The sequence below is a fragment of the Tibeticola sediminis genome (genome assembly GCF_003843835.1).
In the GTDB taxonomy this organism is placed as follows: domain Bacteria; phylum Pseudomonadota; class Gammaproteobacteria; order Burkholderiales; family Burkholderiaceae_C; genus Tibeticola; species Tibeticola sediminis.
This window is the reverse complement of the sequence record NZ_RKQL01000002.1, coordinates 364,807-379,507: the sequence shown is the minus strand read 5'-3', so window position 1 is coordinate 379,507 and position 14,701 is coordinate 364,807. Positions and strand designations below refer to the sequence as shown.

Below are 14,701 nucleotides of genomic sequence, written 5' to 3'. Positions count from 1 at the left end.
CGATGAGCCCTGTGCAAGCGGAGACGCCGTTCACCCCGGTCTCGGCGGGTGCGATGCTGCGCTCGGCACGGGAGCGCGCGGGCATCTCGATTTCGGTACTCGCCGCGTCGCTCAAGGTCCCTGAGCGCCGGCTGGAAGCGCTCGAAGCGGAGCAATGGGAGGCGTTCCCGGACATCGTTTTCGTTCGTGCGCTGGCTTCGAGCGTATGCCGTCAGTTGGGCATCGATCGCTCGCCGATTCTGGCGGCTTTGCCCGTGCCCGAGGCCGTTGAACTGCAGCCCGACGACAGTCGGCTTGGGGCCTTCCACGAAAGTGGACATGGGTTTCGCCGCTCGGCCTCGGGTCTATCGCTGCCACAGCGAAGTCGACCGCTGTTGGTGGCTGCGGCACTCCTGCTGTTGGCGGGCGTCGTTCTGTGGTTTTGGCCCTACTGGGTGAAGGCCCCGCAGCTCAACGCTGAGCGCCAGGCGGTGAGCGCGGGCAGCGCGTCCTCGACGCTCGCTGCGTCGGTTGCGCCTGCCGCCGCAGCCCCCCCGATGCGGTCCTCAACCGTCCCGGCTTCGGTTCCCGCGCCGGTAGCCCCCAGCAGCAGCGGGCCGGGGCTTGCGCCGCCTCCGGTCGCCGTTTCGAGCCAACCGCAAGCTGCAGTTCCCCAGGTGGCTGAGTCCGGTTGGCTGCGGTTTGCCGCCAGCGGCGAGAGTTGGGTGGAGGTCAGCGATGCGAGCGGCACCGTCGTTTTTCGCAAGCTGCTGCAGGCCGGTGAATCGGTGGCGCTCGATGCGCCGGGTCCTTTGAACGTGCTGATCGGCCGCGCGGATGCGACGCAGGTGTCGGTGCGCGGCAAGCCCATGGACCTCGCGCCCATCGCCCGCAACAACGTCGCCCGCTTCGAGGTGCGGTGAAATGAGTGAGGACACGATGATGGAGGCGGGGCCTACTTTCTCTACCCCTCGGCGTCATCCAACCGGACAGGCGCAGATCCGGTGGGGCAGCCGGGTCGTTGCGGTGGGGGGCGACGCTCCGGTGCGCATTCAGTCGATGACCAACACCGATACGGTCGACGTCATCGGCACCGCCATTCAGATCCGGGAACTCGCCGAAGCAGGTTCGGAACTGGTTCGAATCACGGTGAACACGCCCGAGGCGGCCGAAGCCGTCCCGGCCATCCGCGACCAGTTGGATCGCATGGGGGTCGATGTTCCGCTGATCGGCGATTTCCACTACAACGGCCACCGGCTGTTGACGGACTTCCCGAGTTGCGCGCAAGCGCTCTCGAAATACCGCATCAACCCCGGCAACGTGGGTAAGGGCGACAAGAAAGACCTGCAGTTCGGGCAGATGATCGACGCGGCGCTGCGCTGGGACAAGCCGGTGCGCATCGGCGTGAACTGGGGCAGTCTCGACCAGGAACTGCTGGCGCATATGATGGATGAGAACAGCCGGCGCCCGGTGCCCCTCGACGGTCGGCTGGTCATGTACGAGGCGCTCATTTCATCGGCACTCAGCTCTGCGGAGCGGGCCGTGGAACTCGGGATGGCTCCGAACCAGATCTTGCTCTCCTGCAAGGTCAGTGGGGTGCAGGATTTGATTGCCGTCTATCGGGAACTGGCACGCCGATGCACCTATCCGCTCCATCTCGGATTGACCGAGGCTGGTATGGGGGTGCGGGGTATCGTCGCGTCGACGGCGGCCTTGTCGGTGCTCTTGCAGGAAGGGATCGGCGACACGATCCGGGTCTCGCTCACGCCTTTGCCGGGCGAAGCGCGCACGCAGGAGGTGCTGGTCGCCCAGGAACTGCTGCAGGCTTTGGGCTTGCGGCGATTCGTTCCGTCGGTCACGGCCTGCCCCGGCTGCGGCCGCACGACGAGCACCACCTTCCAAGAGCTCGCCAAGCAGATCGACGATTTTCTCCGCGCCCAGATGCCGGTTTGGCGCGAGCGTTATCCCGGTGCCGAACGGCTCAAGGTGGCGGTGATGGGCTGCATCGTCAATGGTCCCGGCGAAAGCAAACATGCCGACATCGGTATCAGTCTGCCCGGAACCGGCGAGGCTCCGGCAGCCCCCGTCTTCATCGATGGCGAGAAGCGCTTGACTCTGCGGGGTGAGCGCATCGCCGAGGAATTCCAGGAAATCGTCACCCGATACGTGGAAGCCCGCTTCGGCCAATCCGTGATCGCCTCTTCGTCCTAAGCATGCAAGAACAGAACGACGCGCCCCAGCGCGCGCCCAGGGCCCCGACCCGGCTGGTTGCCGTCAAGGGCATGAATGACATCCTGCCGCCCGAATCCGCGCAGTGGGAGTGGTTGGAGGAGACGGTGCGGCGCCTGATGGCGCGCTACGCCTACCGTAACATCCGCACGCCCATCGTCGAGCCCACGCCGCTGTTCGTTCGCAGCCTCGGTGAAGTGACCGACATCGTCGAGAAGGAAATGTATTCCTTCGTCGATCACCTCAACGGCGAGGCCTTGACGCTGCGCCCCGAGGCGACCGCAGGGGTCGTCCGGGCGGCGGTCGAACATTCCTTGCTGTATGAGGGGGGGCGCCGTCTCTATTACATGGGCCCGATGTTTCGGCATGAACGGCCCCAGCGCGGACGCTACCGTCAGTTTCATCAGATCGGCGCCGAGGTGCTGGGGTTTTCAGGGCCCGAGATCGACGCCGAAGTGATTCTGCTCGCGACGGCGCTGTGGCGGGAACTGGGCTTGGAGGGCATACGCCTGGAAATCAACACGCTCGGGCAGCCGGCCGAGCGCGTCGCCCACCGCAAAGCCTTGATCGAGTATTTCGAGGCCCATCAGGATCTGCTGGACGCCGATGCGCGCCGTCGTCTGCACAGCAATCCGCTGCGCATACTCGACACCAAAAATCCCGACATGCAGGCCCTGGTCGAGAACGCCCCCAAACTGACCGACTTTCTGGGCGACGCCTCGCAACGGTATTTCGAAACGCTGCAACAGCTGTTGGACTCGGTTGGGGTGAGCTATCGTCTCAATCCCCGGCTCGTGCGCGGCATGGACTACTACAACCTGACGGTGTTCGAATTCGTGACCGACCGCCTTGGTGCGCAGGGAACGGTCTGTGGCGGGGGGCGTTATGACGGCTTGATCGAGCAAATCGGTGGCAAGCCTGCACCCGCAGTGGGCTGGGCGCTGGGTGTCGAACGCATCTTGGAACTGCTCCGTGAATGCGACCGCACGCCGCCGCCACCGTCACCCGACGCCTACGCGATCATTCCCGATGGGGACGACATTCCCATGGGGCCTGTTCTGGGCTTCCTCGAGGGTTTGCGGGGTTCTGGAGTCGCCGTCCAAATGCATGCCGCATCCGGCGCGCAACGCGGCAGCATGAAATCGCAATTCCGCCGCGCCGACGCGAGCGGCGCGCTGTACGCCCTCATTTTTGGGCCCGAGGAATTGGCGCGAGGTGAGGTGAGTGTCAAGACGCTGCGCGGCGAAGGAGCCGGCAGCCAGTTTTTGCTCCCACTCAGTGACGTCGCCAGTGCAGCCGTGCGCCTAAAATCGCGGACCCTTTCTGAGTAAAACCCATGGCCCGACATCTCGATCTCGAAGAACAGGAACAACTAGCCGAGCTGCGGCATTTCTGGAAGACCTACGGCGACCTCATCACCTGGGTGCTGATCGTCGCACTGGGTGGCTACGCCGCGTGGAACGGGTACCAATACTGGCAACGCCGCCAAGCCGTCCAGGCCGCCGCGCTGTTCGATGCCTTCGACCGGGCTGCGCGCTCCGGGGATGTCGAACGGGCTTCGACGGCATGGAGCGACTTGAAGCAGCAATTCGGGTCCAGCGTGTTTGCCAAGCAGGCCGGGCTGATGGCGGCAAAGCTCTATCACGAAAGTGGCAAAGCGGCCGAAGCGAAAGAGGCCTTGCGCTGGGTTGCGACGGACGCGGGTGACGGGGCTTATGCGCCGGTGGCGCGACTGCGACTTGCGGGCCTACTCGCTGGAGAAAAGGCTTACGGCGAGGCACTCCAGGTCTTGGCCGAGGCCATGCCGAAGGACTATGAAGCGCTCGTCGCCGACCGCAAGGGCGACATCCTGAGCCTGCAAGGGCGCGCCCCAGAGGCTGCCACCGAGTACCGTAAGGCGCTCGATGGCCTGCCCGAATCGGTGACGTATCGACGCTTCGTGGACGTCAAACTCGCTTCGCTTGGGGTCGAGGACGGTTCGGCGCCTGCGGCGGGTTCTTCGAAGCCGGCCGCGTCGGGAGCGCGTCCATGATGGCTCGAAAGACGATGGCGCGGATCGCGCGCCGCTCGTGCTTGTTCGTCTGTATCGGTGCGACCGTGCTCTTTGCGGCTTGCGCCAGCTCGGATCGTCCGAAGCCCGCTGAGTTGCCGGCCAACCCGGGATTGATCGGAGTCGCGACGGCGTGGACGGCACGACAGGGTCCGGTAAGTTTCCCGCTCCAGCTCGCGGTGGCTGGCGAGACGCTCGTGACGGCCTCCGACGATGGTACGGTGCGCGCGATCGAGGCCACCAACGGGCGCGAGCGCTGGCTTGGATCGGTGGGAGAGTCCATCGCCGCCGGTGTCGGCAGTGACGGCCAGTTCGCTGCCGTGGTCACACGCAGCCATCAACTCGTCGTGCTGCGCGAGGGCCGTGAGCTCTGGCGTCAGCGCCTTCAAACCGGTGTGTGGACGGCTCCGCTCGTGGCGGGTGCCCGTGTGTTCGTGCTGGGTGCAGATCGGTCGGTTTTGGCGTTCGATGCGGCGAGTGGGCGGCGACTGTGGGCCCGCCCGCGGGCCAGTGAGGCTTTGGTGCTCAAGCAGGCGGGGGTGCTCTTGCCGGTGGGGGATACGCTGCTTGCTGGAATCTCCAGTCGATTGACGGCCATCAATCCGACAAATGGCAGTGAGCGCTGGCTGGTCGCGCTCGCAAGCCCCCGGGGCACGAACGAAGTGGAGCGGCTGGCGGATCTGGTTGCAGGCGTCGCACGCGATGGGACGACCGTCTGTCTGCGAGCCTACCAATCGGCCGTGGGCTGTGTCGATACGGTGCGTGGCACGCTGTTGTGGACCCAGCCGGCCAACGGGCATCAGGGCGTGAGCGGTGATGGTCGCAAAGTCTATGGCGTCGAATCCGACGACGTCGTGGTGGCATGGGATGCAGCCACCGGCGAGCGCCGGTGGAGCTCGGAGCGTTTGAAATACCGCGCGCTCAGCACGCCGCGGGTGGCGGGGCGATCGGTGGTCCTGGGCGACAGTTTCGGCTTCGTGCATTTTCTCTCCACCGAGGACGGGGCGGTCGTCGATCGCGTCGCGACCGATGGCTCACCCATCGTGGCCCAGCCGACGCTCGTCGGGAAGACGCTGGTGGTCGCCACTCGGCAAGGGGGGCTGTATGCGTACCGGCCTCGCTGAGGGTTCGCGACGAGAGGTGGTGCGATGAAGCCGGTCGTCGCATTGGTCGGGCGACCGAACGTCGGTAAATCGACGCTGTTCAACCGTCTGACCAAGTCCCGCGATGCGATCGTTGCGGACTACGCGGGTCTGACGCGCGATCGGCACTACGGGCAAGGACGCCTGGGTCGGCGCGAATTCATCGTCGTGGACACCGGCGGTTTCGAGCCGACGGCCGAGACCGGGATCTACCACGAGATGGCCAAGCAGACGCGGCAGGCGGTCGCCGAAGCGGATGTCGTCTTGTTCGTCGTGGATGCGCGCGCGGGCATTTCCGCGCAGGACCACGAAATCGCGAGTTACCTGCGGCGCTTGGGCAAGCCCTGCCTGCTGGTGGCCAACAAGGCTGAGGGCATGCACGACGGCTTGCAGCTTGCTGATTTTTACGAGTTGGGCCTGGGAGAGGTCCATGCGGTGTCGGCCGCGCATGGCCAGGGGGTTCGAAGCGTGATCGAAGCCGCTTTGGACCAAATCCCCGGTGCGGACGTCGAGCCCGACGACGAAGAGGCCGGGGAAGTCGAAGCCAACGCGCCGATACGCCTGGCGGTGGCGGGGCGACCCAATGTGGGCAAGTCGACATTGATCAACGCCTGGCTCGGTGAAGAGCGGCTCGTCGCCTTCGACCTTCCCGGCACGACCCGAGATGCGATTTCGGTGCCGCTGGAGCGCGAAGGGCGCCGTTTCGAGCTCATCGACACGGCTGGACTGCGGCGCAAGGGCCGGGTTTTCGAAGCGATCGAAAAATTCTCCGTCGTCAAGACACTGCAGGCGATCGAGTCGGCCAACGTCGTCTTGTTGCTGCTCGACGCGACCCAGGGCATCACCGACCAAGATGCCCACATCGCGGGGTTCATTTTGGAGAGCGGTCGCTCGGTCGTCATTGCGGTCAATAAATGGGATGCGGTTGACGAGTATCAGCGCGAACTGGTCAAGCGCGCGGTCGAGCTTCGGCTGGCGTTTCTGAAATTTGCACCGATCCACTTCATCTCGGCGCGGACCCGTCAAGGCCTCGCGCCGGTGTGGCGATCGATCATCGAGGCCTATGAATCCGCACATCGCAAGATGCCGACCCCGCAGTTGACACGGGTTTTGCTGGAGTCCGTCCAACTCCAGCCGCCGCAACGCTCGGGCATGTACCGGCCCAAACCGCGGTATGCCCACCAAGGGGGGATGAATCCGCCCGTGATCGTCATTCACGGGAATTCGCTCGAGCATGTCACGCCTGCCTATAAACGCTATCTCGAAGGTCGTTTTCGCAAGGCTTTTGCGTTGGTGGGGACGCCGCTGCGGATCGAATTCAAAACCGCGGACAACCCTTACGCCAACCGCGAGCGGCGGGCGAACTAAGGCAACGCTGAATGAGTTTCCGCGATGGCGCGCGAGCGGCCGCGGGATGGGATGCGAGGCGCAAACCGCAGCCATAGCCGCAGCTATGGCGAGGATTTGCAACGACGCAGACCGCCCGCAGCCGGGATGCGCGACGCGCGAGGGACTTGTTCAGCGTTGCCCTAAAGGATTGCCCGTGCGGGCGGGCGGACTTTCGGGCTTTGAGCCCGGCTGGGTGTAGGGCTATGGTAAGGTTCAAGCCCATTCAAACTTCCGAACACGGAGCATATCGTGACCAATAAAGGCCAAGTCTTGCAAGATCCATTTCTCAACACGCTGCGTCGGGAACACGTCCCCGTCTCGATTTATCTGGTCAACGGCATCAAGCTGCAGGGACAGATCGAGTCGTTCGACCAGTATGTCGTCCTGCTGCGCAACACGGTGACGCAGATGGTCTACAAACACGCCATCTCCACCATCGTCCCGGGCCGCGCCGTGCATTTTTCGCTGAACGCGGAAGAGCAGGCTCCGTCCGCATGAGCTCCACTTCGCGCGCTTTCCAAGCCAGTTCATCTGGCCATGCGCGACGCGCAGCCCCCCTCCCGCGCGCGCGCGTCTATCCCGCGGTCTCAGAGCGGCTGGTCCGTTGAGCGCATCTTCGTCTGCAAGCCCATACACGCCAGCTCCGGTCATCCTGGTCGGGGTCGATTTCGGGCGTGGATTTTTCGACCCCCGACTCGAAGAGCTTGGGCTCCTGGCGCAAACCGCCGGGTTTGAGCCCGTCGGGCGCGTCGCATGCAAGCGCAGCGTGCCCGATGCTGCGCTCTTCATCGGGCGGGGAAAAGCCGACGAGATCAAGGCGCTTGCGGCCGAACTGGGGGCCCAGGAAGTCCTGTTCGACTCGTCGTTGAGCCCAGCCCAGCAGCGCAATCTGGAGCGGCATCTGGGCCTGCCGGTCAACGACCGCACCTTGCTGATTCTGGAAATTTTTGCGCAGCGTGCGCGCAGCCATGAAGGCAAGCTGCAAGTCGAACTGGCGCGGCTACAGTACCTCAGCACGAGGCTCGTCCGCCGATGGACCCACCTCGAGCGGCAGCGCGGCGGGATCGGCGCGCGCGGCGGCCCGGGGGAAACCCAAATCGAACTCGACCGCCGCATGATCGGCGAGGCGATCAAGCGCACGCGGGAGCGGCTCGAGCGGGTGAAGCGGCAGCGCAAGACCCAGCGGCGTCAGCGTCAGCGGCGCGACACGTTCTCGGTTTCGCTCGTTGGCTATACGAACGCCGGCAAGTCGACGCTCTTCAACGCGCTCGTCAAGGCCAACACTTATGCGGCCGATCAGTTGTTTGCGACGCTGGATACGACCACGCGCCAGCTCTACCTGGGGGAAATCGGCCGCAAGGTATCGTTGTCTGACACGGTCGGATTCATTCGTGATCTTCCCCACGGTCTCATCGACGCCTTCGAGGCCACGCTGGAGGAGGCCGCGGATGCGGATTTGCTGCTGCATGTGGTGGATGCCTCGAGCCCTGAGGCGGTCGAGCAGATGGAGCAGGTGCAAAAGGTCCTCGCTGAGATCGGCGCGGAACAGGTGCCGCAAATCGTCGTGTTCAACAAGATCGACCGCCTGGAGGAGACGAAGCGTCCGCTGAAGGTCGTCGATACGATGGAAGTCGCAGGCGTGCAGACCCCTCGAGTGTTTCTGAGCGCTCAGACTGGCAGTGGCTTGACCCAATTGCGTGAACAGATCGCCCTCAAGGCCGCCTCGGCACTGAGGACGAACGACGACCGTTCCACCGCGGGGGAATTGCCCGACGGCAACCCGGATCGGGTGTGAGGATTGGGCACAATCGCCCCAGAGAACAACAGGACCACGGGAATGAACTTGAGAACTGGGCTGCTGCGCAGCCGTTTGGCTCCGGCGCGTTGGAACGAAATTTTCAACCTCAATGATCCGCGCTGGGGGCGAGGGCCCAACGGCTCGCCCCCCGAAGGCGACGGGTCTGGGCCGAAGGGGCCGAATGAACCACGCGAACCGAAGCGGGGGGCTGGGCCCTCAGAGGGTCCGCCGGACCTCGATGAACTGTGGCGTGACTTCAACCGCAAACTCAGCGGCCTGTTTGGCGGCGGTGGTGGACGCAAAGGCGGGGGAGCGGGTCTACCGCCGCCGGATATGAAGGGTGCCGGGATCGGCATTGGCCTGTTGCTCGGCGTCGCCTTGCTGCTCTGGCTCGGGACGGGTTTTTTCATCGTCCAGGAAGGGCAGCAGGCGGTCATCACCCAATTTGGGCGCTACAAAACCACGGTGGGCGCCGGTTTCAACTGGCGTCTGCCGTACCCGATCCAGCGCCATGAAGTGGTGTTCGTCACCCAAATCCGCTCGGTCGACGTGGGCCGAGACAATGTGATTCGTGCCACGGGGCTGCGCGATTCCGCGATGCTGACCGAGGACGAGAACATCGTCGAAATCAAGTTTGCGGTTCAGTATCGTCTCAACGATGCGCGCGCCTTTCTATTCGAGAGCAAGAACCCGACCGAGGCCGTGGTTCAGGCGGCCGAGACCGCGGTCCGTGAGGTCGTCGGGAAGATGAAAATGGATTCCGCCCTGGCCGAAGAGCGCGACCAGATCGCGCCGCGGGTTCGGTCGCTGATGCAGTCCATCCTCGACCGCTACAAGGTGGGCATCGAGGTGGTCGGGGTCAACTTGCAGCAGGGCGGCGTTCGCCCGCCCGAACAGGTTCAGGCTGCGTTCGACGACGTGCTCAAGGCCGGCCAGGAGCGTGAGCGTGCGAAAAATGAGGCGGAGGCCTATGCCAACGACGTCGTGCCGCGCGCCGTGGGTGCGGCTTCGCGCCTGAAAGAGGAGGCGGATGCCTACCGCGCACGCATCGTGGCCCAGGCGCAAGGCGATGCCCAGCGGTTCCGCTCGGTGCTGACCGAGTACCAGAAGGCGCCACAAGTCACACGCGACCGGATGTATGTCGACACCATGCAGCAGATCTACAGCAATGTGACCAAGGTTTTGGTCGACTCGCGTCAGGGATCGAACCTGCTGTATTTGCCGCTCGACAAGATCATGCAACAGGTCGCCGCCGAGGCGCAGTCGGCCGCAGGCTCCGCAACGCCGGTGACGGGCGCTGCCGCGACATCGGGGTCGACCGGCGCGCCGCAGAGCGCCGCCGGTACCCCGTCGTCCAACGATGCCCGCACCCGGGATGCCGGCCGTACCCGCGACCGCGACAGCCGCTGAGGAGTTTTCAGAATGAATATCAACCGTATCGGGATGGTCGCTTCGTCCATCTTGGTTTTGCTGGCGCTTTTGAGTTCCACGATGTTCGTGGTCGATCAGCGGCAATTCGGCGTGGTTTATGCGCTGGGGCAGATTCGGGAAGTCATCACCGAGCCGGGCCTCAATTTCAAGCTGCCGCCGCCGTTCCAGAACGTGTCGTATCTGGACAAGCGACTGCTCAATCTCGAGAGCACCGAATCCGAGCCCTTGCTGACGGCGGAAAAACAGCGCATGGTGGTCGACTGGTATGTGCGCTGGCGCATCAGTGACCCGCAGGCCTACATTCGCAACGTCGGGCTCGATGAGAACGCCGGAGCGGTGCAACTCAACCGGGTCGTGCGCAATGCATTGCAGGAAGAGGTGAACCGCGCCACCGTCAAGGAGATTCTCTCGACCAAGCGCGATGCCTTGATGGCCAACGTCAAGCGCGAGGTGCTCAAGGTCGTCAAGGGTGAGAAACCGTGGGGTGTGGACATTGTCGATGTGCGCATCACGCGCGCCGACTATGTCGAAGCGATCACCGAGTCGGTCTATCGCCGTATGGAAGCCGAGCGCAAGCGCGTGGCCAATGAACTGCGCTCGACTGGCGCGGCCGAAGGCGAGAAGATCCGCGCCGATGCGGACCGCCAACGTGAAGTGACGCTCGCCAACGCGTACCGCGAGGCCCAGAAGGTCAAGGGCGAAGGCGACGCCGAGGCGGCGCGAATTTACGCCGAGGCGTTTGGGAAGGATCCGCAGTTTGCGCAGTTCTACCGCAGCCTCGAAGCCTACAAGTCCACGTTTGCCAAGAAAAGCGATGTCCTGGTGTTGGATCCGGCCTCGTCGGAATTCTTCAAGGTGATGCGAGGGGGCAATTCTGGGGCAGCGGCTGCGGCTCCGAAAAAGTGACGCGCCACTGAGCAGCCGATGTCGTTTTGGGCGGTTTTGGCTTGGGTGTTGATCGTCGAGGGCGCTTTGCCTCTGATCGCACCCTCTTTTTGGCGACAGGTCGTGGACCAGATTCGACAGCTGCGCGACGGCCAGTTGCGTTTTTACGGGCTGTGCTCGGTGGCCGCCGGGGGCTTGCTGCTGCTTTTGCTGGCCTGATGCAGCGTTGCACGCGCGGGGTGCTTCGCCCCTGGGGCTGAGAGGCTGAGAGGGAATGGGTCATGCCCGCTTTGACGCCCCAAAACACGCCAGAGGGCGTTGCAAATGCGCGCCGTAGCTGGAGCTACGGCTGTGCTTTGCGCCTACTCGGGCGCGTTTTGGGGCGCCCCTTCGGGCACGCCCAATTCCCTCTCAGCCCCTGATCGCAGCCCGGTAAAATCGCGCGTTTCACACTCTGACGCATTTTCATGACTGCTTGGGTCCTTCCGGATCACATTGCCGATGTGCTGCCTGCCGAGGCGCGCCACATCGAAGACCTGCGTCGACGCATGCTCGATACGGCCAACGCCTATGGCTATGAATTGGTCATACCGCCGCTCATCGAACACCTCGAATCGTTGCTGACGGGTACGGGCGAAGCCCTGGACCTGCAGACGTTCAAGCTCGTCGACCAATTGTCCGGGCGCATGCTCGGGGTACGTGCCGACACGACGCCGCAGGTGGCGCGGATCGATGCGCACCTGCTCAATCGTGCGGGGGTTACCCGGCTCTGCTACTGCGGGCCGGTGTTGCGCACCCGTCCCGACCGCCCACATGCCAGCCGTGAACCGCTGCAGTTCGGCGCCGAACTCTATGGGCACGCGGGGCTCGAGGCCGACCTCGAGGTCGTCTCGCTCGCGCTCGACGGGCTGACCCAGGCTCGGGTCGGCTCGCTGACCTTGGACTTGGGTGACGCGCGGATCCTGCGCTCGATTCTGGCGGGATCTGCGCTCGACCCGATCGAACAGACTGCCCTCAATGCCGCCCTAGCCGCCAAAGACGGGCAAGAGGTGGCCGGCCTCGCGCGGGGCCTCGGAGTGGAGGTGCAGCAGGCGCTGCGCGCCTTGGTGGATCTGTACGGGGACGCCTCGGTGCTCGAAGAGGCGCAGCGATGCCTCGCAGGCTTCCCCGGCGTGGCCGCGGCGCTCGATGCGCTGCGCTGGATGGCGCAGCATGTCGACGGGGCCACGGTGACCTTCGATCTGGCCGACGCGAGCGGCTACGCCTACTACAGCGGCGTGCGCTTCACGGTCTATGCGGAACCGGCGGGCGAGGCGCTGGTTCGGGGCGGTCGCTACGATGGGGTGGGTGCTGTGTTTGCCCGGCGAGCCACGGCTGCGGTGCGTCCCGCCGTGGGTTTCAGCCTGGATTTGAAAGCGGTCGTGGCGGCGGCGCAGCAGCGGGGACCCAAGCCCGCCATCCGTGCGCCTTGGGGGCAGGGAGAGCATCTGCGCGCAGCGATCGCCTCGTTGCGCGGTCGGGGTGAGACCGTGGTTTGCATGTTGCCCGGCCACGAGAGCGAAATCGATGAATTTTTCTGCGACCGGGAACTGGTGGAAGTCGCGGGCCACTGGATCGTTCGCGCCATTTGACCATCGGACCTGAATGAACATGACCAAAGGAAGAAACGTCGTCGTCGTCGGCACCCAGTGGGGCGACGAGGGCAAGGGCAAACTCGTCGACTGGCTGACCGAAAGCGCGCAGGGTGTCGTGCGCTTTCAAGGCGGCCACAACGCGGGCCACACGCTCGTCATCAACGGCGTGAAGACCGCTTTGCACCTGATTCCGAGCGGCATCATGCGCGAGGGCGTCAAGTGCTACATCGGCAACGGCGTGGTGCTGTCGGTCGGCAAACTGCTCGAGGAAATCGAGGGGCTCGAACGCGCGGGGGTGGAGGTGCGTTCGCGCTTGCGCGTGAGCGAGGCCTGCCCGCTGATTCTGCCTTTCCATGTCGCGCTCGACGTGGCTCGGGAGGCTGCGCGCGAGCAGGGCGGCTCGGAAAAAATCGGCACCACGGGACGCGGCATCGGGCCAGCGTATGAGGACAAGATCGCGCGGCGTGCGCTGCGGGTGCAGGACCTGCGCCACCCCGAGCGCTTCGCGGCGCGTCTGCGCGAGCTGCTGCGCTTGCACAATCATGTGCTGACCACCTTTCTGGGCTCACGCTCCTTTTCGTTTGGCGAAGCGTTGGCACCGTATATGGCCGATGGCGAGGTGCAGTTCGAGCCGGTCTATGAGGAGGCAATGCGCCAGGCGCAGGCGCTCGCGCCCATGATTGCCGACGTTTCGCGCGAGCTCAACGACGCGCACCTGCAGGGCGCAAACCTGCTGTTCGAAGGCGCTCAGGGCACCTTGCTCGACGTCGACCACGGCACCTACCCGTATGTCACTTCGAGCAATTGCGTGGCGGGCAACGCCGCGGCGGGCGCAGGGGTCGGGCCCGGCATGCTGCACTACGTGCTCGGCATCACCAAGGCCTATTGCACCCGCGTGGGCGGCGGGCCGTTCCCGACCGAACTCGACTGGCAAACCCCGGGCACACCGGGCTACCACATGGCGACTGTCGGTGCCGAAAAGGGCACGACGACCGGACGCAGCCGCCGCTGCGGCTGGTTCGATGCGGCTTTGCTCAAACGCAGCGCGCAGGTCAACGGGCTCTCGGGCCTATGCATCACCAAGCTCGACGTGCTCGACGGCTTGAGCGAGCTGAAACTGTGCGTGGGCTACGAGCTCGACGGCCAGACGACCGACATCCTGCCGCTCGGCGCCGACGAAATCGCCCGCTGCACCCCGATATACGAGACGCTCGACGGCTGGAGCGAGTCCACCGTGGGCGTGACCCGGCTCGAGGACCTGCCCGTGAACGCGCGGCTGTATTTGCAGCGCATCGCGCATGCGACGGGTGTGCCGATCCACATCGTCTCGACCAGCCCGGACCGCGACCACACGATCATGGTCCGCCACCCCTTCCTGCCGGACTGATTTTCAAGCAAAAACCCCGGTAGCCCGGCATAAAACGGTCAATGGGCGCTACAGATTCAGGAGTAAATACGATGTTGACGGAAGACGGCAAGCACCTCTATGTGAGCTACGACGAGTACCACAACCTCATCGAAAAGCTCGCGATCAAGATTCACCAATCGGGCTGGCCGTTCGACACCATTCTGTGCCTGGCGCGGGGCGGTATGCGGCCCGGCGACATCCTCTCAAGGATCTTCGACAAGCCGCTGGCCATCATGTCGACCAGTTCCTACCGTGCCGAGGCCGGGACGGTGCAGGGGCATCTCGACATTGCGCGCTACATCACCACGCCCAAAGGCGAAATCGCCGGACGGGTGTTGCTGGTCGACGACCTCGCTGACTCGGGCCATACGCTCAAGGCCGTGGTCGATATGCTGCGCACCAACTACAAGCCCATCACCGAGTTGCGCACGGCGGTGATCTGGACCAAAGGCGTCTCGTCTTTTGCGCCCGATTATTCCGTCGAGTTCCTCCCGACCAACCCCTGGATCCATCAGCCCTTCGAGTACTACGACTCGATGACGCCGGAGAAGCTGCTCGAAAAGTGGAAGGTCTGAGAGGCTGAGAGGGAATCGGTCATGCCCGCTTTGACGTCCCAAAACACGCCCGAGGGCGTTGCAAATGCGCGCCGTAGCCCGAGCTACGGCTGTGCTTTGCGCCTACTCGGACGCGCTTTATGGCGCCTCTTCGGGCACGCCCAATTCCCTCTCAGCCTCTGAGGCCTTGGCGCGGGAGCTG

General features: G+C 64.5%; 14 protein-coding genes. All 14 read left to right on the top strand.

The features are described from left to right. The first annotated feature begins 2 nt into the window (after positions 1–2). The 14 genes from EDC62_RS06710 to EDC62_RS06645 all read left to right on the top strand — a co-directional run bounded on the left by EDC62_RS06710 (position 3) and on the right by EDC62_RS06645 (position 14,520). Complete coding sequence (locus EDC62_RS06710) at positions 3–902, top strand: helix-turn-helix domain-containing protein (RefSeq protein ID WP_170159033.1); 900 nt, start codon at positions 3–5, stop codon at positions 900–902. A gap of 19 nt (positions 903–921) precedes the next feature. Then, entirely contained in the window at positions 922–2,190 is a 1,269-nt protein-coding gene (ispG, locus tag EDC62_RS06705) for a flavodoxin-dependent (E)-4-hydroxy-3-methylbut-2-enyl-diphosphate synthase (protein WP_425469965.1), read from the top strand. 2 nt (positions 2,191–2,192) lie between these two features. Then, entirely contained in the window at positions 2,193–3,539 is a 1,347-nt protein-coding gene (hisS, locus tag EDC62_RS06700; RefSeq protein WP_124221864.1) for a histidine--tRNA ligase, read from the top strand. Positions 3,540–3,544: 5 nt separating this feature from the next. After that, positions 3,545–4,240 (top strand): YfgM family protein, encoded by a 696-nt coding sequence (locus EDC62_RS06695; RefSeq protein WP_124221862.1) that lies wholly within the window; start codon positions 3,545–3,547, stop codon positions 4,238–4,240. Beyond that, positions 4,237–5,382, top strand: coding sequence for an outer membrane protein assembly factor BamB (gene bamB / locus EDC62_RS06690; protein ID WP_245968782.1), 1,146 nt, complete (start codon positions 4,237–4,239; stop codon positions 5,380–5,382). Before EDC62_RS06695 ends, bamB begins: the two co-directional genes overlap by 4 nt. Before the next feature lie 24 nt (positions 5,383–5,406). Next, the gene (gene der / locus EDC62_RS06685) at positions 5,407–6,768 is read left to right on the top strand and encodes a ribosome biogenesis GTPase Der (protein WP_124221860.1); all 1,362 of its coding nucleotides are present in this window, start codon (positions 5,407–5,409) and stop codon (positions 6,766–6,768) included. 270 nt (positions 6,769–7,038) lie between these two features. Further along, on the top strand, positions 7,039–7,287 hold the full coding sequence (hfq, locus tag EDC62_RS06680; protein WP_425469954.1) for an RNA chaperone Hfq: 249 nt from the start codon (positions 7,039–7,041) through the stop codon (positions 7,285–7,287). Positions 7,288–7,393: 106 nt separating this feature from the next. Further along, positions 7,394–8,584, top strand: a complete 1,191-nt coding sequence (gene hflX / locus EDC62_RS06675; RefSeq protein WP_124221855.1) for a GTPase HflX — start codon at positions 7,394–7,396, stop codon at positions 8,582–8,584. A gap of 42 nt (positions 8,585–8,626) precedes the next feature. After that, entirely contained in the window at positions 8,627–9,997 is a 1,371-nt protein-coding gene (gene hflK / locus EDC62_RS06670; RefSeq protein WP_124221852.1) for an FtsH protease activity modulator HflK, read from the top strand. An 18-nt stretch (positions 9,998–10,015) separates the two neighbouring features. Then, on the top strand, positions 10,016–10,924 hold the full coding sequence (gene hflC / locus EDC62_RS06665; protein WP_124222034.1) for a protease modulator HflC: 909 nt from the start codon (positions 10,016–10,018) through the stop codon (positions 10,922–10,924). A gap of 18 nt (positions 10,925–10,942) precedes the next feature. Further along, entirely contained in the window at positions 10,943–11,122 is a 180-nt protein-coding gene (locus tag EDC62_RS06660) for a DUF2065 domain-containing protein (RefSeq protein ID WP_124221849.1), read from the top strand. A gap of 248 nt (positions 11,123–11,370) precedes the next feature. Then, complete coding sequence (locus tag EDC62_RS06655; protein ID WP_124221847.1) at positions 11,371–12,534, top strand: ATP phosphoribosyltransferase regulatory subunit; 1,164 nt, start codon at positions 11,371–11,373, stop codon at positions 12,532–12,534. A gap of 13 nt (positions 12,535–12,547) precedes the next feature. Then, positions 12,548–13,924 (top strand): adenylosuccinate synthase, encoded by a 1,377-nt coding sequence (locus tag EDC62_RS06650; RefSeq protein WP_124221845.1) that lies wholly within the window; start codon positions 12,548–12,550, stop codon positions 13,922–13,924. 71 nt (positions 13,925–13,995) lie between these two features. Continuing rightward, on the top strand, positions 13,996–14,520 hold the full coding sequence (locus EDC62_RS06645) for a phosphoribosyltransferase (protein ID WP_124221843.1): 525 nt from the start codon (positions 13,996–13,998) through the stop codon (positions 14,518–14,520). Positions 14,521–14,701: the final 181 nt, after the last annotated feature.